The 23,011-nt window shown below is 62.4% G+C and carries 22 protein-coding genes; 12 read left to right on the top strand and 10 right to left on the bottom strand.

Annotated features, from left to right (window positions below):
* Positions 1–44 precede the first annotated feature (44 nt).
* From ACXAG6_RS04645 to rsfS, 7 genes are all read right to left on the bottom strand, one after another.
* Complete coding sequence (locus ACXAG6_RS04645) at positions 45–416, bottom strand: DUF2237 family protein (RefSeq protein ID WP_475337919.1); 372 nt, start codon at positions 414–416, stop codon at positions 45–47.
* A 5-nt stretch (positions 417–421) separates the two neighbouring features.
* On the bottom strand, positions 422–1,603 hold the full coding sequence (locus ACXAG6_RS04640; RefSeq protein WP_475335477.1) for a serine hydrolase domain-containing protein: 1,182 nt from the start codon (positions 1,601–1,603) through the stop codon (positions 422–424).
* A 115-nt stretch (positions 1,604–1,718) separates the two neighbouring features.
* Positions 1,719–3,065, bottom strand: coding sequence for a S41 family peptidase (locus ACXAG6_RS04635; protein WP_475335476.1), 1,347 nt, complete (start codon positions 3,063–3,065; stop codon positions 1,719–1,721).
* Between the two features lie 4 nt (positions 3,066–3,069).
* Complete coding sequence (locus ACXAG6_RS04630) at positions 3,070–4,209, bottom strand: murein hydrolase activator EnvC family protein (RefSeq protein ID WP_475335473.1); 1,140 nt, start codon at positions 4,207–4,209, stop codon at positions 3,070–3,072.
* Complete coding sequence (gene gpmI, locus ACXAG6_RS04625; RefSeq protein WP_475335470.1) at positions 4,206–5,717, bottom strand: 2,3-bisphosphoglycerate-independent phosphoglycerate mutase; 1,512 nt, start codon at positions 5,715–5,717, stop codon at positions 4,206–4,208. Before gpmI ends, ACXAG6_RS04630 begins: the two co-directional genes overlap by 4 nt.
* Before the next feature lie 76 nt (positions 5,718–5,793).
* Complete coding sequence (gene rlmH, locus ACXAG6_RS04620) at positions 5,794–6,264, bottom strand: 23S rRNA (pseudouridine(1915)-N(3))-methyltransferase RlmH (RefSeq protein ID WP_475335468.1); 471 nt, start codon at positions 6,262–6,264, stop codon at positions 5,794–5,796.
* Between the two features lie 7 nt (positions 6,265–6,271).
* The gene (gene rsfS, locus ACXAG6_RS04615; protein ID WP_371707696.1) at positions 6,272–6,592 is read right to left on the bottom strand and encodes a ribosome silencing factor; all 321 of its coding nucleotides are present in this window, start codon (positions 6,590–6,592) and stop codon (positions 6,272–6,274) included.
* 265 nt (positions 6,593–6,857) lie between these two features.
* Between rsfS and ACXAG6_RS04610 the strand changes: the two genes are divergently transcribed.
* The 4 genes from ACXAG6_RS04610 (at position 6,858) to ACXAG6_RS04595 (ending at position 10,416) form a co-directional block, all read left to right on the top strand.
* Positions 6,858–8,429: a hypothetical protein gene (locus ACXAG6_RS04610; RefSeq protein WP_140012834.1), complete on the top strand. Its 1,572-nt coding sequence runs from the start codon at positions 6,858–6,860 to the stop codon at positions 8,427–8,429.
* A gap of 116 nt (positions 8,430–8,545) precedes the next feature.
* The gene (locus tag ACXAG6_RS04605) at positions 8,546–9,025 is read left to right on the top strand and encodes an RNA pyrophosphohydrolase (RefSeq protein WP_475335466.1); all 480 of its coding nucleotides are present in this window, start codon (positions 8,546–8,548) and stop codon (positions 9,023–9,025) included.
* The gene (locus ACXAG6_RS04600) at positions 9,022–9,525 is read left to right on the top strand and encodes a hypothetical protein (protein WP_475335463.1); all 504 of its coding nucleotides are present in this window, start codon (positions 9,022–9,024) and stop codon (positions 9,523–9,525) included. The genes ACXAG6_RS04605 and ACXAG6_RS04600 overlap by 4 nt, the downstream gene beginning before the upstream one ends.
* 42 nt (positions 9,526–9,567) lie before the next feature.
* Positions 9,568–10,416 carry a class I SAM-dependent methyltransferase gene (locus ACXAG6_RS04595; RefSeq protein ID WP_475335461.1) on the top strand — a complete coding sequence of 283 codons (849 nt, stop codon included), beginning with the start codon at positions 9,568–9,570 and terminating at the stop codon, positions 10,414–10,416.
* Between the two features lie 5 nt (positions 10,417–10,421).
* Here ACXAG6_RS04595 and ACXAG6_RS04590 read toward each other — a convergent pair whose 3' ends face one another.
* Positions 10,422–11,318: a phytanoyl-CoA dioxygenase family protein gene (locus ACXAG6_RS04590; protein ID WP_475335459.1), complete on the bottom strand. Its 897-nt coding sequence runs from the start codon at positions 11,316–11,318 to the stop codon at positions 10,422–10,424.
* A 92-nt stretch (positions 11,319–11,410) separates the two neighbouring features.
* Here ACXAG6_RS04590 and ACXAG6_RS04585 point away from each other — a divergent pair, with 92 nt between their 5' ends.
* Complete coding sequence (locus ACXAG6_RS04585; protein WP_475335456.1) at positions 11,411–12,409, top strand: LacI family DNA-binding transcriptional regulator; 999 nt, start codon at positions 11,411–11,413, stop codon at positions 12,407–12,409.
* A 201-nt stretch (positions 12,410–12,610) separates the two neighbouring features.
* The gene (locus tag ACXAG6_RS04580) at positions 12,611–13,051 is read left to right on the top strand and encodes a hypothetical protein (protein WP_475335454.1); all 441 of its coding nucleotides are present in this window, start codon (positions 12,611–12,613) and stop codon (positions 13,049–13,051) included.
* Positions 13,052–13,176: 125 nt separating this feature from the next.
* Here ACXAG6_RS04580 and ACXAG6_RS04575 read toward each other — a convergent pair whose 3' ends face one another.
* A complete protein-coding gene (locus ACXAG6_RS04575; RefSeq protein ID WP_475335452.1) occupies positions 13,177–14,007 on the bottom strand; it encodes a prephenate dehydratase in 831 nt (276 codons plus the stop codon).
* A gap of 131 nt (positions 14,008–14,138) precedes the next feature.
* Here ACXAG6_RS04575 and ACXAG6_RS04570 point away from each other — a divergent pair, with 131 nt between their 5' ends.
* The 5 genes from ACXAG6_RS04570 to ACXAG6_RS04550 all read left to right on the top strand — a co-directional run bounded on the left by ACXAG6_RS04570 (position 14,139) and on the right by ACXAG6_RS04550 (position 20,744).
* Positions 14,139–14,669 (top strand): c-type cytochrome, encoded by a 531-nt coding sequence (locus tag ACXAG6_RS04570; RefSeq protein WP_475335450.1) that lies wholly within the window; start codon positions 14,139–14,141, stop codon positions 14,667–14,669.
* A gap of 307 nt (positions 14,670–14,976) precedes the next feature.
* Complete coding sequence (locus tag ACXAG6_RS04565; RefSeq protein ID WP_475335448.1) at positions 14,977–16,809, top strand: extracellular solute-binding protein; 1,833 nt, start codon at positions 14,977–14,979, stop codon at positions 16,807–16,809.
* Positions 16,810–16,852: 43 nt separating this feature from the next.
* Positions 16,853–18,034 carry a microcin C ABC transporter permease YejB gene (locus ACXAG6_RS04560; protein WP_140012824.1) on the top strand — a complete coding sequence of 394 codons (1,182 nt, stop codon included), beginning with the start codon at positions 16,853–16,855 and terminating at the stop codon, positions 18,032–18,034.
* Positions 18,034–19,152 carry an ABC transporter permease gene (locus tag ACXAG6_RS04555; protein WP_210410528.1) on the top strand — a complete coding sequence of 373 codons (1,119 nt, stop codon included), beginning with the start codon at positions 18,034–18,036 and terminating at the stop codon, positions 19,150–19,152. Before ACXAG6_RS04560 ends, ACXAG6_RS04555 begins: the two co-directional genes overlap by 1 nt.
* Complete coding sequence (locus ACXAG6_RS04550; RefSeq protein ID WP_475335445.1) at positions 19,149–20,744, top strand: ABC transporter ATP-binding protein; 1,596 nt, start codon at positions 19,149–19,151, stop codon at positions 20,742–20,744. The genes ACXAG6_RS04555 and ACXAG6_RS04550 overlap by 4 nt, the downstream gene beginning before the upstream one ends.
* Positions 20,745–20,820: 76 nt before the next feature.
* Here ACXAG6_RS04550 and hemN read toward each other — a convergent pair whose 3' ends face one another.
* Positions 20,821–22,173 carry an oxygen-independent coproporphyrinogen III oxidase gene (gene hemN / locus ACXAG6_RS04545; protein WP_475335443.1) on the bottom strand — a complete coding sequence of 451 codons (1,353 nt, stop codon included), beginning with the start codon at positions 22,171–22,173 and terminating at the stop codon, positions 20,821–20,823.
* A gap of 59 nt (positions 22,174–22,232) precedes the next feature.
* On the opposite strand from hemN, the gene fnrL reads away from it, so the two are divergent.
* On the top strand, positions 22,233–22,982 hold the full coding sequence (gene fnrL, locus ACXAG6_RS04540) for a transcriptional regulator FnrL (RefSeq protein ID WP_475335441.1): 750 nt from the start codon (positions 22,233–22,235) through the stop codon (positions 22,980–22,982).
* The last annotated feature ends 29 nt before the right edge of the window (positions 22,983–23,011 follow it).

Below are 23,011 nucleotides of genomic sequence, written 5' to 3'. Positions count from 1 at the left end.
AAATTTCGCAGGAAACTCTCTAAGCATCTGAAATTGATAGACAACTATTTTGTCGCAACAGCTGTCAGAGTTGCCAACGGCACAATTTCCAGCGCCCGTTGGTGGGTGGCTTCCAGCACCACCTGCGGCGGGCATCCCTCGTCTTGGGCCTGCAGGAAGCGGCTGGCGCAGAGGCACCATCTATCGCCGGGCTTGAGCCCCTCAAAGCCGTACTGCGGCATTGGTGTGCTCAAGTCGTTGCCAACATATTTTGAATAGGCAAGGAACTCGGCCGTCATTACCGCACACACGGTATGGCTGCCGGCATCCGCTGCGCAGCTGTTGCAGTGGCCATCGCGGAAAAAGCCGGTGACGGGGGCCATTGAACAGGGTTCCAGTGGGCCACCCAGCACATTGAGGGAGGGATATTTTTCCAATGCAGTCACGGGCGTGCCTCCGCGTTGGCCTCTGCGATCTGGCGGAACCATGCCATAATATCATCCCGCACATCACCTTGGCCGAAGGCGGGATCTGCGGCGGTGACGGCAATCACCACCCGGGCAGGCCGGTTGATGTAGATGTATTGGCCGTAGATCCCGACAGCCATAAACTCTCCCTCGCCCTCCTTGGGCATCCACCAATGGTAGCCATAGCGCCACTTGCCCGGTGCTGTCACCGCCGAGGGGTGGGTGCTTTCTTCTACCCAATCGAAGGGCACGATGCGACGCTCTCCCAGCCGCCCGTCCTGAGCATACATGAGGCCAAAGAGGGCATAATCGCGCAGAGACATGTTTAGCCCGCCCAGCACGAAGCCCTGCCCCTTGGCATCTGTCAGCAGGTAGGGCTGTGGCCCCTCAAGTACCATCGGTGCCAGCAGCCGCTCACCCAGCAGGGTGGCCATATCCTGCCCTGTCGCGCCGCGCATCACCATGCCCAGCACGTGGGTGTCCATCGACACGTAGCGCCAGCGCTCTCCCGGCGGCCCCGCGCGGGCATCAAGCCCGGCGGTGAAACTATCGAGCGATCCGCCGATGGCGAGGATGCGGCCCATCTTGTTGATGTCTGACCAAAAGTCGGAATAGGCCTCGTCGAACTCCACCCCCGACTGCATCTGGAGCACGTCGCGGATACGTGCCCCATCGTAGGCGCTGCCTGCCAGTTCAGGTGCATAGCGTGTGACCGGGTCGTCCAAGCTTTCGATTTCGCCCCCGTCGAGCAGGATGCCGAGCAGCGCGGAGACGAAGCTTTTGGCCACCGACCATGAGATGCGCAGGTCATCCGGCCCGGTGCCTAGGTGATAGCTCTCGTGGGTCACCTGCCCGTCTGAAAGCACCATAAGCCCGGTGATCCGACGCGCCGCGATGATCTCCCGCGAGCGTTCGGGCAGCGCCACCGGCTCGGTCTCCAGCATTGGCTGCAACGCCCCGCCCTCGCCCACCGGCAGCGGCACCGCGTGAAACAGTTCGCCCATGTGCCCGAAGTTCCAGACGATGACATCCGGGTCGAACAGCCGCTGCACCGCCCAGAGCCGCGCGACCTCTTCGCGTTTGACCCATGCGGCGACCGCCGCCGCAAGAAGCAGCAGAAGAAGGCCTACACCAATCGCTTTGAACGCAGCACGCATGAGCGCCACCCGACCACGCGCCGCCCGCCTATGCAAGCCGACAGCCGGTGCGCCGGAGACGAAAAAGGGCGGCCCGAAGACCGCCCTTATCCGAAGTTCACTGATGCCTGCGGGCTTACTCGGCAGGCTCCAGCGCGTGGAGACCTTTGAGCAGGTCAATCGCGTAGGCAAGTTGATAGTCGTCGTCGCGGAGTTGGGCAGCGGCTTCGGCGGCGGCGCGCTCTTCCTCGATCTGGCGAATCTCGTCTTCGCTCAGGCTGTCATTGGAGATTGCCCCGCGCAGGTCAGCCTCGGAACGGCGGCGTGCGGCGGCAGACTGTTCTTCATCCTCCTCCTCGGCGGCGTTCGGGTTTACCGTGGGCTGCTGCACGACGATGTCGGGCGAAACGCCCAGCGCCTGAATCGAGCGGCCCGAGGGGGTGTAGTAGCGCGCGGTCGTGAGCCGCATCGCGCCGTCGCCTTTGAGCGGCATCACGGTTTGCACCGAGCCCTTGCCGAAGCTCTTGGTGCCCACGACGATTGCGCGGCGATGATCCTGCAGCGCACCGGCGACGATTTCGGAGGCCGAAGCCGAGCCGCCATTGATCAGCAGCACGATCGGCTTGCCTTCGGCAAGGTCGCCAGCAGTGGCATTGTACCGGTCGCCATCGGCAGCCTGACGGCCACGAGTACTGACGATCTCACCCTTTTCGAGGAAGGCGTCGGAAACCTTGATGGCCTGCGTCAGAAGACCGCCCGGGTTATTGCGCAGGTCGAGCACGATGCCGTTGATGTTGTCCATCCCACCGGCTTCTTCGACGGCCTTTTTCAGCCCCTCTTCGAGGTTGGGGAAGGTCTGGTCGTTGAAGGTTGTGATCCGCAGCACGACCGAGTCGCCCTCGGTGCGGGTGCGCACGGCGGTAAGCTTGATGGTGTCGCGCACGATGGTCACGTCGAAGGGCTCGTCGACACCTTCGCGCACCACGGTAATGATGATCTCGGAGCCGACCGGGCCGCGCATGAGCTCAACCGCGTCATCCAGCGTGAGGCCCAGAACCGACTCGCCGTCAACGTGGGTGATGAAGTCGCCAGCTGCGATGCCCGCTTCGTCGGCAGGGGTGTCGTCGATGGGGGAGACGACCTTTACGAAGCCCTCTTCCTGCGTCACCTCGATACCGAGGCCGCCAAACTCGCCGCGGGTCTGCACGCGCATATCGGCTGCATCATCCGGGGAAAGGTAGGAAGAGTGGGGGTCGAGCGAAGTGAGCATACCGTTGATGGCTGCTTCGATCAGCTCTTTCTCGTCGACCTCTTCAACGTATTGCGCGCGGATGCGCTCAAAGATGTCGCCGAAGAGATCGAGCTGTTCGTAGATCGAGGCGTTGCGGTCGGTTTCCTGAGCGATCAGGGGGCCGGCGATCTGGGTGCTCATCAGTGCCCCTGCCAGCGTGCCGCCCAGCGCGGCCATCATGAACTTCTTCATACCATCATCCATCCTTGGTAGCGGCAAACCATTCGGTCGGGTCCACCGGGGCGTCGCCCTGTCTCAGCTCCATATAAAGCGTTTCGCTGCGCTCTGCACCCGCTTCCGGCGTGCTTCCTTCTGCAAACTCTGCGGCGTCGGCTCCGCGCCCGGGCGCAAGCCCACCCATGAGGCCGAGCGGCGCGCCTGCGGTGACGATCTCGCCGGGCTCACCATAGACAGTTTCCATCCCGGCGAGCACCAGCAGAACGTCTGGCGCGGGCTCAAGGATCATCACGTTTCCGTAGTCCAGAAGCGGGCCTGTGTAGCGGATTGTGGCGGCGGCGGGGGCGGTGAGAAGGGTGCCGGGGTAGAGCGCCAGCAGCAGGCCGGGCCGGGCGATACCGGCGGCGTCGGGCTCTTCATAGCCACGGATCACGGTCGCGGGGCCGGGCAGTGGCAAGGCGCCCTGGGACTCTTCGAACCCCGCACCTTCAGCGGCTGTCGCCCCGGCGACTTGCGAGAGGCCGGAAGCGAAGGATGCGAGAGTATCGGAGGTTTCGAGTAGCTCCCGCAAGCGCTCAGGGTCTTCCACGTATCGGCGCGGCAGTTCTGTGCGCTCGTCGATGGCGCGGGTGAGCGCAAGCCGTGCATCCTGTGCGCCTTGCAGGCCATCGCTCAGTGTTTCGCTGGCGCTCTCTTGCAGGATTTGCAGCAGGGTGATCTCCTCCACCTGCCCGCGCAAAGTGGCCGCCTCGGCCTGAAGCCCCGGTGTGACGTCACCGAGGATCATGGCCGCCCGCGCCGTGCCTGCTGGCCCCGCCGGGTGCAGCAGCAACAGCGGCGCAGGGCTGCGCTCCATGGTCGACAGGACGCCAAGAAGCTGGCTGACCTCCGCCTCCCGCGCCTCAAGCGATGCGCGCAGCACCTGCTCGCGGATCGCCGCTTGCCGCAGCCCGGTGCGCAGCGCGGTCAGCCCGGTTTCATAGGCCCGCACGGTGCGGGTGAGCGCCTCTACCCGGTCAGCCCGGGTTTCGGCTTCTTGCAGCGCGACCGACGCCTTCTTGAGCAGCGAAGCGGCGTCGATGGCAATCTGCGCCGGGTCGCTCTCTTGCGCAGCGGCAGGCACCGCCATGGCCAAGCAGAGGAGAAAAGCGCGGATCATCCCAGCAGGCTCTTTCCTGTCATTTCCTTGGGCTGCCGCAGGCCCATCAGCGATAGGACCGTCGGCGCAAGATCGGCCAGCCGCCCATCGGCTACAGTGGCAACCTGCGGCGCGCCATAAACCACGACCGGCACTGGGTTGAGCGTGTGGGCCGTGTGCGGGCCGCCAGTTCCGGGATCTATCATCATGTCGCAATTGCCGTGGTCGGCGGTCACGATCATCGCTCCGCCGGCCTTCTCCAGCGCCTCAAGCGCAGCACCAAGCCCGGCATCCACCGCCTCGCAGGCGGCAACGGCGGCCTCGATGATGCCTGTGTGGCCCACCATGTCGGGGTTGGCGAAGTTGACGACGATAAAGTCGTAGCCCTTCTCAATCGCCCCGACGAGATGCTCTGTTACCTCTCCGGCGCTCATCTCGGGCTGCATATCGTAGGTCGCCACATTGGGGGATTTGGGCATGTAGCGGTCTTCCCCCGGCTCAGGGTCTTCTTTGCCGCCGTTAAGGAAGAAGGTGACGTGAGGGTATTTCTCGGTTTCCGCGATGTGGAACTGAGTCAGGCCCTGTTCAGCCACCCATGCACCCAGCGTATTGACGATATCGCGCGGCGGGAAACAGGTATTCATATAGGCGTTGTGCCCTTCGGAGTATTCCACCATCCCCAGCAGCGCCGCCAACTCAGGCCGGGTGCCGGCGTCAAACTCCGCAAAGCCCGGCTCACCAATAGCACGCAGGATCTCACGGGCGCGGTCGGCGCGGAAATTCAGGAAAAAGAGCCCGTCGCCGTCTTTCATTCCGGCGTAGCCACTCAGCACCGTTGGCAGAATGAACTCGTCGGTCTTGTCTGCCTCATAAGCGGCCTGCACCACGGCCACGGCATCCTCGCCCCGCTCGCCCTTGCCCTTTACGATGGCCTCATAGGCCTTGCTGACCCGGTCCCAGCGGTTGTCGCGATCCATCGCGTAGTAGCGACCCGAAACGGTGACGAATTTCGCGCCATCAGGCAGATGCTTCTCCGTCTCGCCAATGTAGCCGTCGGCCGATTTCGGGGCCACGTCGCGCCCATCGGTCAGCGCATGGATCGCCACCGGAACGCCCGCATCGGCAATCGCTTTGGCGGCGGCAATCATGTGGGACTGGTGGCTGTGCACCCCCCCCGGTGAAACCAGCCCAGCCAGATGCGCCGTGCCGCCCGAGGCCTTAAGCGCAGCGATGAACGCGCCGAGCCCTTCGTTCTGCGCAAAAGAACCGTCTTCGATGGCGAGGTCGATCTGACCGAGGTCCATTGCCACCACGCGGCCTGCGCCGATATTCGTATGGCCGACCTCCGAATTGCCCATCTGCCCGGACGGAAGCCCCACGTCCGGCCCGAAGGTCGTGAGTGTGGCATTTGGGCAGGTTTCCATAAGCCGGTCGAAATTGGGAGTTTTCGCCAACGCTGGAGCGTCGCCGGGGCCACCATCTCCGATACCCCAGCCATCGAGAATGCAAAGGACGACAGGCTTGGGCATGGGGCGGCTCCTTGACGGTTTGGTGGAGTCTTAGACCATCGCGTTGCCGGTGAAAACGGGGCGTGCTCGCGCGCTGTCAGACGCGGTGATAGGGCGTGCCCGCCAAAATCGCGGTGGCGCGATAGAGCTGTTCGGCCAGCATCACCCGGGCCAGCATGTGGGGCCAGACCATCTTGCCGAAACTGAGGGTAAAGTCCGCCTCCGCGACCAGCGCCGGGTCTAGCCCGTCGGCGCCACCGATCAGCAGCGCTACCTCCGGGCGGCCGGTGTCGCGCCACTTTGCGAGTTGATCCGCGAAACCGGGTGAACTCAACTCCTTGCCGCGCTCGTCCATCGCAACCACTACCGCGCCACTGGGCAAGGCCTTGCGCAACAGCTCCGCTTCCGCCGGTTTGCCGCCACCGCGCTTGTCTTCCAGCTCAACCACGCGCGCAGGCCCAAGCGCCAAACCGCGCCCGGTCTTCCCGGCGCGGTCTAGGTAATCGTCAATCAGGGATTTCTCCGGGCCGGCGCGCAGCCGCCCGATTGCGAGAATGGTCAGCTTCAAGAGTGCGTCAGGCGGTGGCCGTCGCCGGCTGCCACATCTTTTCTAGCTGATAGAAGTCACGAACCTCAGGACGGAACACGTGAACGATCACATCGCCTGCGTCGATCAAAACCCAGTCACCCGCGTCCTTGCCTTCGACCTTGCAGGACGTACCGTGCGCCTGCTTCAGACGGTCTACCAGCTTTTCCGAGATCGCGCCCACCTGCCGGGAGGAGCGACCCGAACAGATCACCATGTGATCAGCCATGGTCGACTTGCCCGATAGGTCGATCGTTACGATCTCCTCGGCCTTGTCGTCTTCGAGCGATTGAAGGATGTCCGCGAGCAGCCCTGTGGTGCCGCCTGCTTTGCCGTTAGGTGCCCCGTGCTGCGGGGCGTTGCCTGCCGTGTGCTGGACGGCGGCCTCCGAAGAGTGAGACAGGAGATGGTCCTCCGAAGTTACGCGCCTGTGCTGCCCCGGCGCCGGGCATGGCTTTAAGGTAGCACCGGGGCGGGCCTGCATCAATGTTTCTCGACGCAACGCGCCCGGCCATCTTCGCCCCCCCAGCGGATCGTCGCTTTACCCGCGCGCGGCGGGGTGGCAACGTCTCGCAATGAGCGCACTCAAGGCATTTGGCCCGCTATCCGAAGCGGAGGAAAAACTGCTCGCGTCCTGTGGTGAGCCCGACAGGGTGACCCTGGGCGACGGCAAATTGCCGCCCGCCGAAGATAACCCGGCAGTGGAGGTGCGGGCGGCGCTGTTGCGCGAGCTTTTGCTGGGGCTCTACGAGCACCCGCTCAATGCCAAGGGGCTGCGGCTGCGGGGCGCGCGGATTATCGGCACGCTCGACCTGCAGGGCACCGATTGCACGCTTGATATCACGCTCTCGGCCTGCCGGATCGAGAGCGAAATGAACTTGGTTAACGCCTCCCTGCGCGGCCTTCATCTGCAGGGCTGCTGGCTGAAGGCGCTCACCGCCGACAATGCCCGGTTTGCTGGCTCAGTCTATATCCGGGGCGATGCTCACGTGGCAGGCGAGATCGGGCTTGCCGGGGCTCGCATTGGGGGCGATTTGCAACTTTGCGGGGCCACGATCGACGGCGGCGGGCAAGATGCCGTGTTTGCGCCCTCGCTTCGGGTTGAGGGCTCGGTCTTTCTTGGGAACTACCCCTACGCTGAAGGCGAAACCACGTTGCATGCCCGTGGGATGCTTTTCTTCTCCTCCGCGCGGATTGATCATGATGTTTTCATCACCAACTGCGCCATCGACCTGCCAGAAGAACCGCTGGGACATGGTGCCTTTGGAGCCACCGAAGAGCATGGTGCCGATATTGCCATTTCACTGGCGCGGGCCCGGGTGGGGGGCATCCTCTTTTTTCAGAACAACGAGATAGGCCGGGTGGTTAACCTTGCGGGAGCCGAGGTGGCCCGCTTCAAGGATGAACCCACCGGCCCCGGCGCAGCTTACCCGCTTCGGCTCGATGGCTTTCAATACACCGACTTTTCCCGCCACGCCGACACCCGCCCGACCGAACGCCTTCAGTGGCTGGCCCGAAGAGCCGAGGGCCTGGCCTTTAACGCCCAGCCTTACGAGCAGCTTGCCTATGTGCTCGGCCGTATGGGCCACCGGGGCGATGCGCAAACCGTGCTTATGGTGAAAGAGCGCCTGCTGCGCGCCGAGAATCGCAGGCTTAGGGCGGAAACCTCGGGTTACGGGCCGCGCTGGTTGATCATGTGGCTGTCGGACATGGTGCTGCGGTTCACTGTTGGCTACGGGTATCGGCCCGGTCGGTCCGTGGCCTTTGCGGGGTTGCTGATCGCAGGTCTTGCCGCCTTTTACCAAGCGACTTGGAACGCGGGGGACATGACCCCAAACGCCGCCCCAATCCTTACCTCGCAGCCATGGATCGAGGCGACGCAGAGCCACCCCGAAGGCCCCGGCGCCTTCTGGAGCCAGCCGGGCGAGGCGGGGCAGGATTGGGAAACATTCTCTTCCCTCGCCTATGCCGCCGACCTTGTGATTCCGCTCGTCAGCTTTGGGCAGGAAGAGGCATGGGCCCCCTCCACTTCCCGCTCCCCTTGGGGCGTGACGGGCTGGTGGCTGCGTTGGTTTGCGAAGGGTATCGGCTGGATCGTGACTGCCCTTGCCGCCGCCGCGCTGACGGGGCTTATCCGCCGCGACTGACAACACGCTTCGATGCCAAGGGAGTCTTGTAGCATTTACTTGCCCGATGAACCTCCCGCAGCGCCAGCCGCACAAACGCTATTGAATAACGCGCTCGCCTGCCACTAACTCCGCCCATGACCAGTGCCGACTCGCTCCCATACCGCCCCTGCGTGGGCGTCGTGCTTCTCAACTCTAGTGGCCACGTCTTCGTTGGCCAGCGGATCGACAGCGCCACACCCGCTTGGCAAATGCCTCAGGGGGGACTGGATGCAGGAGAAGATCACCGCACTGCTGCGTTGCGCGAGTTGGAGGAAGAAACCGGCATCGCCCCGGACAGGGTGGAGATTGTCACCGAAACTGCGGCGCCGGTTCGCTATGACCTGCCTCCTGAGCTTTTGGGCAAGGTCTGGAAAGGCAAATACCGCGGGCAGGAACAGCATTGGGTTTTGATGCGGTTTTTGGGTGAGGATGGCGAGGTGAATCTGGCCACGAAGCACCCCGAGTTTTCCGAATGGCGGTGGCTGCCCGGTTCCGAGTTAGTGGCTAATATCGTGCCCTTCAAGCGCGCGGTCTACGAGGCCGTCGTGGCTGAATTTCAGGAGTATCTCGCATGATGAAGACTCTCGCCGCTGCCCTTGCCTTCACTTCCGCGATTGGCGCGGCACTTCCAGCCTCTGCGCTCTCCTGCATGCGGCCTGACCCGGTGTTGCAGTATACTCAGGCCCGCGACGCGGAAGCCCGTTATCGCATTGTTCATGGCACGCTTACGGCCACCCAAAAAATTCGCAAACACAAGAAGGATCTGTCGCGCCGGTTTGAGCCGAAGCCGATCTATATCAAAGCCCGATTGCAGGGCATGCAACTGGGGCGCGATGGCTTTTCTACCCCCGTTGATGTGCCCGTCACCGTAACGCTCGCCTGCTTTGCCTCTTGGTGCGGCGGGTGGCCCGGGTCGGACCGGATGCTGTTGTCGGTGGCCGAGGGAAAGGGAGGGAAGCTGACCGTCACCTCCGATCCTTGCGGCTCACAAACCTTCCACAACCCCACCCGGGCGGACCTGCGCCGCGTGGTGAGGTGCCACAAGGGCGGCAACTGCAACGTGAAGCAGCGTTGATCGTGCTTTTCCGCACAGCCCGTCTCCGCTAGACGGGTTGCAATGGGACAGAAAGTCGACACACGCGCCATCGGCCTCGATGTAGGCCTGAGCTTCATGCGATGGCTGACGGGCGCTGAGAACCTGCATTACGGCCTTTGGGATGGCTTGCCGGTGGCTGCCGAAAACCTTGGCGCGGCGCAGGCGGCCTATACGGACAAGCTGTTCTCCTATCTCCCCGAAGGCAGCCTGCGCATCCTCGACATTGGCGGCGGCGCTGGAGAGACTGCCAAGAAGCTGATTGCGCTTGGGCATGACGTTGAAATCGTCGTTCCCTCCCCCTTCCTTGCCTCACGTTGCCGCCAGAATGCACCCGAGGCGCGCGTGCACCAGTGCATGTTCGAGGAATTTTCCGGCGCGGGCGGCTTTGACTTGTGCCTGTTCTCCGAGAGCTTTCAGTACATTCCGCATGAGGTCGCGCTGAAGGAGGCGCTGGCACTGCTTAAGCCGGGCGGGCGGGTGCTGATTGCGGATTGCTTCCGCTCGGAGAACTACGAGGGCGTGAAGCGCAGCCAAACCGTTGGCGGCGGGCATAGGTTGGCGGTGATGCGTGAGGCCCTTGCGGAGATGGATCTCAAGATCGAGGCCGAGGAGGATATCACCGAGGCTGTTGCGCCCTCGATCGACCTTGAGCAGGGGCTCTTCAACGTGATGGGCCATGGCGTCAGCCGCGTGGATGAAGAGTTGAAGATGAAGAAGCCCAAGACGCGATGGGCCCTGGCCTTCATCATCCGCCGAATGGTCAGCGAGCGCCGCCTGTTTCGGCTTAATGAGCGGCTGAAGGAGAGCAAACGCACCTCCGAAGCTTTCTGCCACTTCAACCGCTACATGATCTTCCGGCTGACCCGCTGAGCCGATTACCCCATTGCGAAAGCGCTTTTCTGACCTGCGGTCTTCTGGGTCTTGAAGATCGAGGTGTTGTCGGGCGCGGGCGGGAGCGGCATGCGCACCGGCACCTGCTCCAGCCGTGGCTCCAGAACCGGCTGGCCGGTGACCATGCGGCTTTGGATATCGTCCCAGAATTTGCGCTGACCGAGGGCGTGGATGTAGCTTGATGAGCCAAGAATCGGCCATGCATCCGCGCGGGCCAGCTCGTAGAACAGGATCAGACGGTTACGGTCGCTAATGTTGGGAGCGGAGCCGTGCAAGGTGCGTACGTGATGGACCGTCATGCTGCCCGCCTTGCCCGTGAGAGTGACCGCCTTTGAGAGGTCAAACTCCGGATCGTCCGGGTTGACGGCACCGGCGAACACTCCGTTCACATGGTGGCTCAACACTGGCCCTTTGTGCGAGCCGGGGATGACCATCAGCGGCCCGTTGGCCTCGTCGACATCCTCCAGCATAAGGCCGAAGGCGAGCAGATCATCATTGGTGTGCGGGTAGAAGGCCCAATCCTGATGCCATTCCACCGCTGCCCCGCCGCCGGGCGCTTTGGTGTTGAGCTTGGAGGTGTTGATCAGGGTGTTGGGGCCGAGCAGACCATTTAGCACTTCTGTCAACCGGCTTTGGGTGAGGATTTCCCAGAAGTAGGGGTTTTGCATGTGCGGTAGCTTGATCCGGGTTAGGCGCGGGTTTTCGGCGGAGTGACCTTCATCCAGATCGTAACGCTCGTCGCTCTCTTTTAGCGGGCGGGCCGCATCAATCATCTCGCGGGTGATCGTTTGCAGTTTGGCCAGTTGATCGGGCGTTACCACGTCCTCGACCATCAGGTAGCCGTTCTCATCGTAAAATTCTTTTTGATCCTGAGTAAGCATCGTGGGTCTCCTCCCTGAGCATGGTATCGATACCATGCCTTGCGTGGTATCGATACCATCGCTATTTCCGAGTCGTCAACAACGGGGTTCGCATGACAAAGAAATGGGTGACGATGGGCGATGTGGCCCGTGCGGCGGGCGTTGGCAAAATCACTGTCTCGCGTGCACTTTCAACACCCCAGAAGGTTTCGGCGGAGACGCGTGAGAAGGTAGAGGCTGCAGTGGCCGCGCTGGGCTACGTGCGAGATGATACCGCAGGGGCACTTTCATCGCAGCGCTCAAAGATAGTGGGGGCGGTGGTTTCCACCTTGGACCAGCCAGTCTTTGCTTCAACCATCCGGGGGCTGTCAGAAGGCCTCGCGCCGGAGGGCATGCAACTGTTGCTCGGCACAGCGCAATATGCGCCAGAAACCGAAGCCGGGCTGGTGGCGACCCTGATGGGCCGCCGCCCCGACGCGATGGTGGTGACCAGTTCGGAGCACACCGAAGGCACCCGGGCGCTCCTATCACGCCTGCCAACTGTCGAACTCTGGGAGTTGCCTGACAAGCCCATTTTCGCAGCCGTAGGCTTTTCCAACCGAGCAGCTGGCTGGGCAATGACGGAGCATCTTGTGCAGACCGGTCGCCGTGCCATTGCCATGCTTTCCACTGACCGCCGCGGAGATACGCGCGCCCAGCTTCGTGCCGAAGGCTATGCCGAGGCTGTGCCGGGCCACGCCCCGCGCCTTTTGAAGCTTACGCCAGAGCCGGGCCAGACAGGCCCGGACCTTGGTGCCATCGGCCTTGAACGGATCCTTGAAGAGTGGCCCGACACGGACGCGGTGCTCTGTGCCTCCGACGCCCTTGGGCTGGGCGCATTCTGCGAGGCTGGGCGGCGCGGCATAAACGTGCCCCAGCGACTCGCGATCACCGGATTTGGCGATGTGGAGGACGTGGGCGACGCGGGGATCGGCCTTACCACGATCCGCATTGATGGAGCCGCAATTGGGCGCAAGGCGGCCCAACTCCTGATGGCAGCAACCACCGGACAAGCCCTGCCTGAAACGCGCATTGATATGGGTTTCAATCTCACGCGGCGCGCCAGCAGTTGATGTTGCCTATCGGCGCTTTGGCGCACGTGCAGGGGAGCACTGCGGCGGCAGGCTTTGCCTGAAACCGGGAATCGGCTCCAAACCGCTCGGAACAGCGCAAACTCCGATTGGGGGATCGACCCCATACGAATGAAGCGCCTCTCAGGTCATTTTCATCTCATCCGGTCGGCAAAGACCACAACAGATGAAAGGAACTGACAAATGAAACTCACTAAACTCATGGCCCTCCCCGCCCTCCTCGTCGTCACCGCCCTCTCGGGCTGCATCGAAATCGACCCAGGCCTCGTGGATGCTGGCCCGGGTGGCCCCATCGGCCCCCAGAAGAAGCCACTGAACGCCGCTTCGCTCAACAACGGCGACACCGTCACCGTGAACGTGACGAAGGATGCCTCGGGCCGCGGCGGGCTGCTCCAGCTTTGCCTGCGCAATCAGGCGACCTGGGACAAGCGCTTCAGCGTCAACGGTGGCGGCTGGGTGACGGCCAAGCGCAACTCGATCCGCTGCACACAGGTTCCGGCGGCACAGGGCCAGCGCGTGAACTTTTCGCGCCACACCATCAGCGGCTGGATCGACTCCGGCGGCAAGACCTACGACATGACGGATCGGGGCGGCTCGCGGATCGAGCTGGTCTGGCTCCAGTAACCAGCTAGACGCGGAGCGCCGGGGGAGCCCCCTCCCCCGCCTCCAAGTCTGGTCCCGAGCCGATCGGGACGCGTCGGCCCGGCTGCCTCAGCCGGGCCGGCGTTTTTTGTTTGTTGAGTGTCGTCTCAGTGGCGTCGTGCGTCTGCCGGGTAGACGCCGAGAATCTTCACCTCTTCGGTGAAGTGATCCAGCTCTTCCATGGCCAATTTCACATTCGGGTCGTCGGGGTGGCCCTCGATGTCGGAATAAAACTGGGTGGCGGTGAAGCTGCCGCCGACCATGTAGCTTTCCAGCTTGGTCATGTTCACCCCATTCGTGGCGAAGCCGCCCATCGCCTTGTAGAGCGCGGCGGGGATGTTGCGGACGCGGAAGACGAAGGTTGTCATCATGGTTTCGGCGCGGCGCGCGGGCTGGGCCTGCGGGGCCATGATGAGGAATCGGGTGGTGTTGTGGGCGTGGTCCTCGATGTGGCGGGCAAGGATGTTAAGCCCGTAGGTATCTGCCGCGAGGTCCGAAGCCAAAACACCCTCGTTGCGCGCCCCGCTGGCTTGAAGCTCGGCCGCTGCGCCCGCGCTATCGGCGGCCGCCTCGCCCCTGATGCCGTTCGCCGCCAGAAAGGAAGCGCATTGCGGCAAGAGCACCAGATGGGCGCGCACCTTCTGCACCTCTTCCAGCGTTACGTCCGGCAGGGCCATCAGCGAAATGTGCACGCGTACGAAGGCTTCATCGACGATGTGCAACCCGCTTTCTGGCAACAAGCGGTGGATGTCGGCCACCCGGCCATAAGTGGAGTTTTCGACCGGCAGCATGGCCTGCTCGGCGGCCCCGCTGCGGACGGCCTCGATCACATCCTCAAAACTACGGCAGGGCAGCGCCTCCATTTCTGGCCGGGCCTCGGCACAGGCCTGGTGCGAATAGGCCCCGAGCTCTCCCTGAAACGCTATACGGCCAGTCATTGCCGCCCCTCCCCTGACATTTCATACGATTTTGGCCCCCTCGGGCGTTTGGTCGCGCCTGATACGGCTTGCAGCACACCGGGTGAAGCCGCTAGAAGGCCGCGAGACGGAAACCGTGCACGGGATGAGACATGTTCGACACAATGACGATGGTCAAGGCGTTCGGCTGGCTGTGTGGGGCGCTGCTGATCTATCTGCTGATCAACTGGGCCGGTGAATCGCTGTATGCGATGGACGCAGGTGGCCACGGCGAAGAGGGCGAAGAGCATCCGCAAGGCTATGCTATTGTGGTGGAAGACTCTGGTGGTGGCGATGCTGCCGAAGAAGACTCCGGCCCCTCGTTTGAAGAGGTGTTTGCAGCCGCCGATGCCGGCAAAGGCGAGCGCGTCTTTGGCAAGTGCAAGGCCTGCCACAAGCTGGATGGCACCGATGGAACCGGGCCGCACCTCAATGGTGTGGTCGGTCGCGCGATTGGCGGCGTGGATGGCTTTGGCTACTCTGACGTCATGGCCTCCCACGGTGGTGAATGGACCCCTGAAGTGCTCAGCGAGTTCCTCGCCAACCCCAAAGGCTACATGAGCGGCACCAAGATGAGCTTTGCCGGTCTTCGCAAAATCGAAGACCGCGCCAACGTGATCGCCTATCTGCAAGCCGCGCAGTAAGCGACACGCAACAGAATTCAGGGCCGCCGCCGGGCAACCGGGGCGGCCTTTTTTGTGCCCTGCACTGACCTGCCCTCGCGCTTTGCTCACGAGGTTTCAACTTGCATGCCAGGACGTGGGGCATTTAGCTAAATTTAACGATGTTTTGCTGAGGTCGCCCCGCGCGGGTGACCCGCCCAACCTGACCCGAGAGGAGCCCGACTTGCGCCAGAGACATTTGCCGCCCCGAACTGCCGTCGCCGCAACTGCCCTGAAAGCAAAGCGGCGAGATGTTGTGACATGGGGGGCCGGGCTGGCTCTGGCATTGATGCTGGCTGCGCTGCCTGCAATGGCGCAGGACGAAGCGAACACTGTGACGCGCCACGGCATCCCGACCTTTCCGGGCGGTGAGCTGAAGTATGGCCCCGACTTCGAACATCTGGACTATGTGAACCCCGATGCCCCCAAGGGTGGCGAAATGTCGGAATGGGCTTTCGGTGGCTTTGACAACTGGAACCCCTACACCATCAACGGCCGTGCCGGCGCCCTCGCAAGCGCACCGCTCGAAAGCCTGCTCACTTCGGTTTCCGATGAGATCGGCTCGGACTATGGGCTGCTGGCAGAGAGCCTGGAATACCCGGAGGATCGCTCCTGGGTGATTTTCAATCTGCGTGAGGGAATCGAGTTTTCTGACGGCACGCCCATGACCGCAGAAGATGTGCTGTTTTCCTATGAGGTGTTCAGGGAAAAGGGCCTGCCAAGCTTCCGTAAGGTGCTGGGCGACACCGTCGAAACAGCTGAGGTGCTAGACCCGCTGCGCATCCGGTTCGACTTCAGGGAAGACACAGAAAAGCGCGACGCGATCCAGAAGGTTGGCGGCCTGCCGATCCTCTCGAAAGCACAGTACGACGCGGGCAAGATGGATCTGGAAGAACCGCAAAGCACACCGTGGATCGGCACTGGCCCCTATGTGGTGGACCTCGACCGATCAGAGCTTGGCAAGACCGTCGTTGTGACGCGCAACCCCGATTACTGGGGGCAGGATCTGCCGATCAACATTGGCCGCAACAACTTTGATGCGCTCCGGGTTGAGTATTTTGCAGATTACGCTGTGGCGTTGGAAGGGCTGAAAGGCGGGGCCTACATGTTCCGCAATGAGGCCAGCTCAAAGGATTGGGCTACGGGCTATGACTTCCCAGCCGTTGAGAAGGGCTGGATCGTGAAGCGCGAGTTGCCGCATGGGGTGATCTCCAACGGTCAGAGCTTTGTGTTCAACACGCGCCACGAACAGCTGAAGGATCCGCGTGTGCGCGAGGCGATTGGGCTGATGTTCAACTTCGAATGGTCGAACGAGAAGCTGTTTTACGGGCTCTACGAGCGAGTGGATTCCTTTTGGGAGAACACCGATTTGGCTGCAACCGGCCTGCCGAGCGAGGAAGAGTTGGCGCTGCTGGAGCCGCTGCGGGCAGACATCCCTGAAGAGGTGTTTACCGAAGAACCCTATATGCAGCCGCGTTCGGACCCGAACAGCTCGACCGACCGGCGCAACCTGCGCAAGGCCAACCGCCTGCTGGACGCCGCAGGGTGGAGCGAGTTCAACAGCCGGGGGCTGCGGGTGAAGGACGGCAAGACACTGCGGGTGGAATTCCTCAATGACAGCCAGACCTTTGACCGGATCGTGAACCCCTTTGTGGAAAACCTGCGCTCCGCGGGCATCGACGCGCAGCACCAGCGGGTGGACAACGCCAGCGCCACCGAGCGCGAGCGCCCGCCGAACTATGATTTTGACATCGTCACGGCCTTCCTGCCCACCGGCTATATCCCCGGCGACTCGCTCAAGCAGTACTTTGGCAGCGAAACGGCCGACACTTCGACCTTCAACAAGATGGGGCTGAAGAACCCTGCCGTTGATGCGCTGATCGAACATGTGAAAGCTGCGCGGAACCAAGAAGACCTTGAAGTGGCCATTTCGGCCCTGGACCGGGTGTTGCGAGCGCTGAAGTTCCGCACCGGGCAGTGGAACAAGGCGGCCTATACGGTGGCCTACTACGATGTCTTCGAGCACCCGGAGGAGTTGCCGCCCTACGCACTCGGCAACATGGATTTCTGGTGGTATAACGCCGAGAAGGCCGAGAAGCTGAAAGCGGCCGGCGCGTTCTGAGCGGGGCGCGAGAAAAAGAAAAATGCAGGCGAAAAGGCTCTAGATGAGCGCATATATCCTCAGGCGACTCTTGCTGATCATCCCGACTCTGTTCGGGATAATGCTGGTGAACTTCATCCTCACCCAATTCGTCCCCGGCGGCCCGATTGAGGCGGTTATCGCGCGAGTCGAGCAGGGTGAGGGCGCAGGCGATAATGTGACCGGCGGTGCTGACGCCGGGCAGCAGCAAAGCGAAAGCGTGGACGACCGCTATCAGGGGGCGCGGGGCCTCTCGCCTGAGTTTCTGGCCCAGCTTGAGGTGCAAATGGGCTTTGCCCGTGTCGTCTGCGAAGAGGGCTATGAGCCACGCGACGGCGAAGCGATCACCCACCGCGATCTGTCTTCGGAGGCCTGCACCAAGGAAGACATCGGCCTTGCCGAGCGGTTCTTCATCATGATGGGCCAGTATCTGACCTTCGATTTTGGTGAGAGCTACTTCAAATCGAAGTCAGTGGTGAGCCTTGTCATCGAGAAGATGCCGGTTTCGATCACGCTGGGCCTTTGGTCAACGCTCATTGCCTATATGATCTCGATCCCGCTGGGCATTCGCAAGGCGGTGAAAGACGGCAGCAAGTTTGACACTTGGACCTCGGGCGTCATCGTTTCTTTCTATGCCATTCCGGGGTTTATCTTCGCCATCCTGCTGCTGGTGCTCTTTGCGGGCGGCTCCTACTGGAAGATATTCCCGCTACGCGGCCTCACCTCGCCCAATGCGATCTGGGAAGACCTGAGCCTTTGGGGCAAGGTGCTGGACTATCTCTGGCACATCTTCCTGCCCGTGCTGGCCTCATCCATCGCCGGGTTCGCCTCGCTGACGCTGCTGACGAAGAACAGCTTCCTCGACGAGATCAAGAAGCAATATGTGATCACCGCGCGGGCCAAGGGCCTGAGCGAAAAGCAGGTGCTCTATGGCCATGTTTTCCGCAATGCGATGCTGATCGTGATTGCCGGCTTTCCAGGGGCCTTCCTCGGTGTTTTCTTCGGCTCGTCGCTCGTGATCGAGTGGCTCTTCTCGCTGGACGGGCTGGGGCGGCTGGGCTTTGAGAGTGTGGTCGACAGGGATTACCCGGTGGTCTTCGGCACGCTTTTCGTTTTCGGGCTGATCGGCCTGTTGGTGAATATACTGAGCGATCTGATGTATGTCTTCGTCGATCCGCGGATCGACTTTGAACGGAGGGCTGGCTGATGGCGTTGATCAAGTTGGGCCCGCTGGGCCAGCGCCGGTGGCGTAACTTCAAGAAAAACCGGCGTGCGTTCTGGTCTCTGATCCTGTTTAGCTTGCTCTTTGGCGCGAGCCTTTTTGCCGAGTTCCTCGCGAACGACAAACCAATCCTCGTGCAGTACCGCGGCGAGTATTACATGCCGATCCGTACGTTTTATTCGGAACAGGACTTTGGCGGTGACTTCCGCACGGAAGCGAAATACCGCGATATCGAGGTGCAATGCCTCATCCGCTCTGGCGGGCTGGAGGCCTGCTTTGATGACCCGGAAGCCGTGTATGAAGACGCCGCCGACGGGGTGGTGGACGGCGAGGAGATCGAGAAGGGATGGGCGCTTTGGCCACCTGTGCCCTACTCCTACAACACCCCGAATGATGACATTGTTGGCGCCGCCCCTTCAGCGCCGGATGGCAACCACTGGCTGGGCACCGACGATGGCAGCCGAGACGTGCTGGCGCGGGTGATTTATGGCTTTCGACTTTCGGTGCTGTTCACCCTGATCGTCACCGCTGTTGCCTCCGTTATCGGCATCGCGGCGGGTGCGGCGATGGGCTACTTTGGCGGCTGGGTCGACCTGTTTTTCCAGCGGATGCTGGAGATCTGGGGCGGCATCCCGGGGCTCTATGTGATCATCATCATGTTCGCGATCTTTGGCCGAAGCTTCTGGCTGCTGGTCTTCCTGACGGTGCTGTTCGGCTGGCCTGCGCTGACGGGCGTGGTGCGAGCGGAATTCCTGCGCGCCCGCAACTTCGAATATGTCCGCGCCGCCAAGGCGCTGGGGGTGAGCGATAGCAAGATCATGTTCCGCCACATCCTGCCTAATGCGATGGTGGCGACGCTGACGTTGATGCCCTTTATCATCACCGGCACCATCGGCGGGCTCGCCACGCTGGATTTTCTTGGCTACGGCCTGCCGTCCAGCGCGCCTTCATTGGGCGAGCTTACGCTGCAGGCCAAACAGAACATTCAGGCCCCATGGCTCGCGTTCACCGCGTTTTTTACTTTCGCCATCATGCTTTCGCTACTGGTCTTCGTCTTCGAGGGTGTGCGCGATGCGTTTGACCCGCGGAAGGTGTTCGCATGAGCGCGGTGCTGGAGGTCAAGGACCTGAAGGTGTCTTTCCGGCAGGACGGGGAGACAACCCATGCGGTGAAGGGCGTTTCCTTCTCGGTAGGTCGGGGCGAGACAGTGGCGCTGGTTGGCGAGAGCGGCTCGGGCAAGTCTGTTACCGCGCTTTCAACGGTGAGCCTGTTAGGGGAGAGCGCCCGGGTTGACGGCTCTGTGCGCTACATGGGCGCAGAGATGGTGGGAGCCGATGACCAGAAACTGATGGAAGTGCGCGGCAACGACATTTCCTTCATCTTTCAGGAGCCAATGACCAGCCTCAACCCGCTGCACACGCTGGAAAAGCAGCTGGCTGAGAGCCTAGAGTTGCACCAGGGGATCAAGCGGAGCGATGCGCGGGAGAGGATAATTGAGCTGCTCAAGGACGTGGGCATCCACGATCCGGCGAGCCGCCTCGGAGCCTATCCGCACCAACTTTCGGGCGGGCAGCGGCAACGGGTGATGATTGCCATGGCGCTGGCCAACAACCCCGACCTTCTGATCGCCGATGAGCCGACGACGGCGCTGGATGTGACCATTCAGGCGCAGATCCTCGATTTGCTGGCCGAGCTCAAGCAGAAGCGCAAGATGAGCCTGCTGTTCATCACCCATGATCTCGGGATCGTGCAGGCGATTGCCGACCGGGTCTGTGTGATGCAGGACGGCGTAATTGTTGAAACCGGGCCGACGGCGGAGATTTTTGCCAACCCCAAACATGCCTATACCCGCAAGCTCCTTGGCGCTGCGCCGCAGGGCGGGCCGCCGGACGTGCCGGCGGGGGCCGAAGAGATTGTGCGGACGGAAGATCTGCGCATCTGGTTTCCCATTCAGTCAGGCTTGCTGAAACGAACGGTGGGGCATGTGAAAGCCGTGAATGCCGCCAGCCTCTCCGTCAGGGCGGGCGAGACGATGGGGATCGTCGGCGAGAGCGGCTCGGGCAAGACGACGCTTGCCTTGGCGATCATGCGGCTGATCCAGTCGGAAGGGCCGATCTATTATCTTGGCGAAGATATTCAGGGTTGGAAGACCCGGCAAATGCGAGAGCTGCGGCGGCATATGCAGATCGTGTTTCAGGATCCCTTCGGCAGCCTCAGCCCACGCCTGACGGTCGCGCAGATCGTGGCCGAGGGGCTGGGTGTGCATGGCGTGGAGAAGGGGCAGGATCCACGCGCGCTGGTGGCCGACATGCTGCAAGAAGTGGGTCTCGACCCGGCGGTGATGGACCGCTACCCGCACGAGTTTTCAGGCGGACAGCGCCAGCGGATCGCTATCGCCCGCGCGATGATCTTGAAGCCCCGGCTGGTGGTGCTTGATGAGCCAACGAGCGCGCTTGATATGACGGTGCAGGTGCAGATCGTCGACCTGCTGCGCGATCTCCAGACGAAGTATGGGCTGGCCTATCTGTTCATCAGCCACGATCTGCGAGTCGTTCGGGCGCTGAGCCACAAGGTTATGGTGATGCGTCAGGGCGATGTGGTGGAAGCCGGGTTGGCCGCAGAGGTGTTTGATGCGCCCAAGTCGGACTACACCCGCACGCTGATGGATGCGGCTTTCGACTTGCCGGGCGGCTGAGGCCGGTGATGATGCCCGGCCTCGGTGCCGCCGACGTGGGTTGTCAGCAACGCCAACTATAGAGCAAGGAACGGGCTCAAATAGCCGAGCTGTGCCCAGCGCGGGAGAGATCATAGGCATCGACGGCCCGGGCGATGACGCGAGTAAGTGGGTGCGCCTTTGGCGGAATCTCGATGCCAGCGGAGGTGAGATTGACTACGCCGTCGAACCTTGCCGTGATGCCCTTGAGCACGCTGAGCACCCAATGCGGGCTAGCCCCGAGGGCGACGATGGCCTTCACGTCGCAGCGGAACTCGCACATCAACTGCTCAATGATCCGACCGCGCCAAAGGTCTTCCCGGCTAAACACGTGGCCCCGCGCGGTTGCGAAACGGCCTTCGCGGATGTCTCGGGTGTAAGCCGAAGTGGCCGAGGCGTTTTGCGCGTAGCCCTGCGGGAAGCGCGAGATCGAGGAGGCGCCAAGGCCGACAAGCGCAGTTGCGGTGTCGTCGGTGTAGCCCTGAAAGTTACGGCGCAGGCGGCCATCGCGGAGCGCGCGGGCCAGCCCGTCGCCGGGGCGAGCGAAGTGATCAATGCCGATCTCCTCATAGCCATCCCAGCGAAACAGCCGCCGCGCGGTTTCAAATAGCGCGAGGCGTTGCTCGGGGGTGGGCAGCGCATCGGTGGGAATCAGCGACTGGCGCTTGGCCATCCACGGCACATGGGCGTAGCCATAAAGCGCAACCCGGTCGGGGGAGAGCGACATCAGCTTTTGGACCGAGTCGGCCATGCGCTCCTCGGTCTGATGCGGCAGGCCGAAGAGGATATCGGCGTTGAGGCTCTCGATGCCGCGGGCGCGGATCATCTCGACTGCGCGGGCCGTCAGCTCATAGCTCTGGTCGCGACCGATAGCCTTTTGAATCTCCGGATCGAAATCCTGCACGCCAATTGAGGCGCGGGTCATCCCCGCCGCTGCGAGCGCATCAAGCCGGGCCTCGTCGATCTCATTGGGGTCGATCTCGACCGAGAACTCCGCGCCGGGGGCCATCGGCACCACAGCCTCGACGGCCGCTGCCAGTTCCTCCATCATCGGGGCCTCCATCAGCGTGGGCGTGCCGCCGCCCCAGTGCATGCGAGAAAGCCGCACGCCGGAGGCAAAATTGCGACTCAGATGCGCAATTTCGGCCTTCAGAACGTCGAGATAGGCGCGAACCGGCTCGCCAGAAGAGGTGCCTTGGGTGCGGCAGGCGCAAAACCAGCAGAGCCGACGACAGAAAGGCACGTGAATGTAGAGCGATATCTGCCCGTTTTCGGGGATCGCGCGAAGCCAGCTGGCAAAGCGCCCCTCGTCAACGCCCCCGGCAAAGTGCGGGGCGGTGGGGTAGCTGGTGTAGCGGGGCACACGTGCGTCAAAGAGGCCGTGGCGGGCAAGTTGTGCAGTGGTTTCCATTGGCCTAGGTTACTGGACAGGGGCACTGGGCTGCCTTGACCCAGATCAACAGGAAGAGAATGGCTGTCCTCGACATCAAGTTCACGTCACATGATTGTGGCTCGTGTCCGATCCGCCATCGGGCAGTTTGTGCGCGCTGCGACGAGGACGAGCTCTCCCTACTGGAAGAGATCAAGTATTACCGCAGCTTTGAGCCGGGGCAGACGGTGATCTGGTCGGGCGACCACATGGATTTTCTCGGCTCGATTGTCACCGGCGTTGCGACGCTGAGCCAGACGATGGAGGACGGACGAACGCAGATGGTGGGCTTGCTTCTGCCCTCGGATTTTGTGGGCCGCCCTGGGCGCGAGGCGGCCACCTATGACGTAACGGCGGTGACTGACCTCACGATGTGCTGCTTCCGGCGCAAGCCGTTCGAAAACATGATGGAATCCACACCGCATATCGCCCAGCGCCTGTTGCAGATGACGCTGGACGAGTTGGACGCAGCACGCGAGTGGATGCTGATTTTGGGCCGAAAGACAGCGCGGGAGAAGATTGCCAGTCTGCTGGCTATTCTGGGCCGTCGCGATGCCTCACTGGGGCTTGGCGGGCCAATGGGTGATGAGATTACCTTTGATCTACCACTCACGCGGGAAGCGATGGCCGATTACCTTGGTCTTACGCTGGAAACGGTGAGCAGACAGGTTTCGGCACTGAAGAAGGACGGCCTGATCGAGTTGGAGGGGAAGCGCCGGGTGCGTGTGCCAAGCTACGATGCGCTCATGGTGGAAACGGGCGATGACTCGGACGGCGGCGTGATGGTTTAGGCCGGGTGGTGGGCAGATTGCCCGCCCTG

Source organism: Vannielia sp. ABF1_015 (genome assembly GCF_056160745.1).
This window is presented reverse-complemented; position numbering and strand designations above follow the sequence as displayed.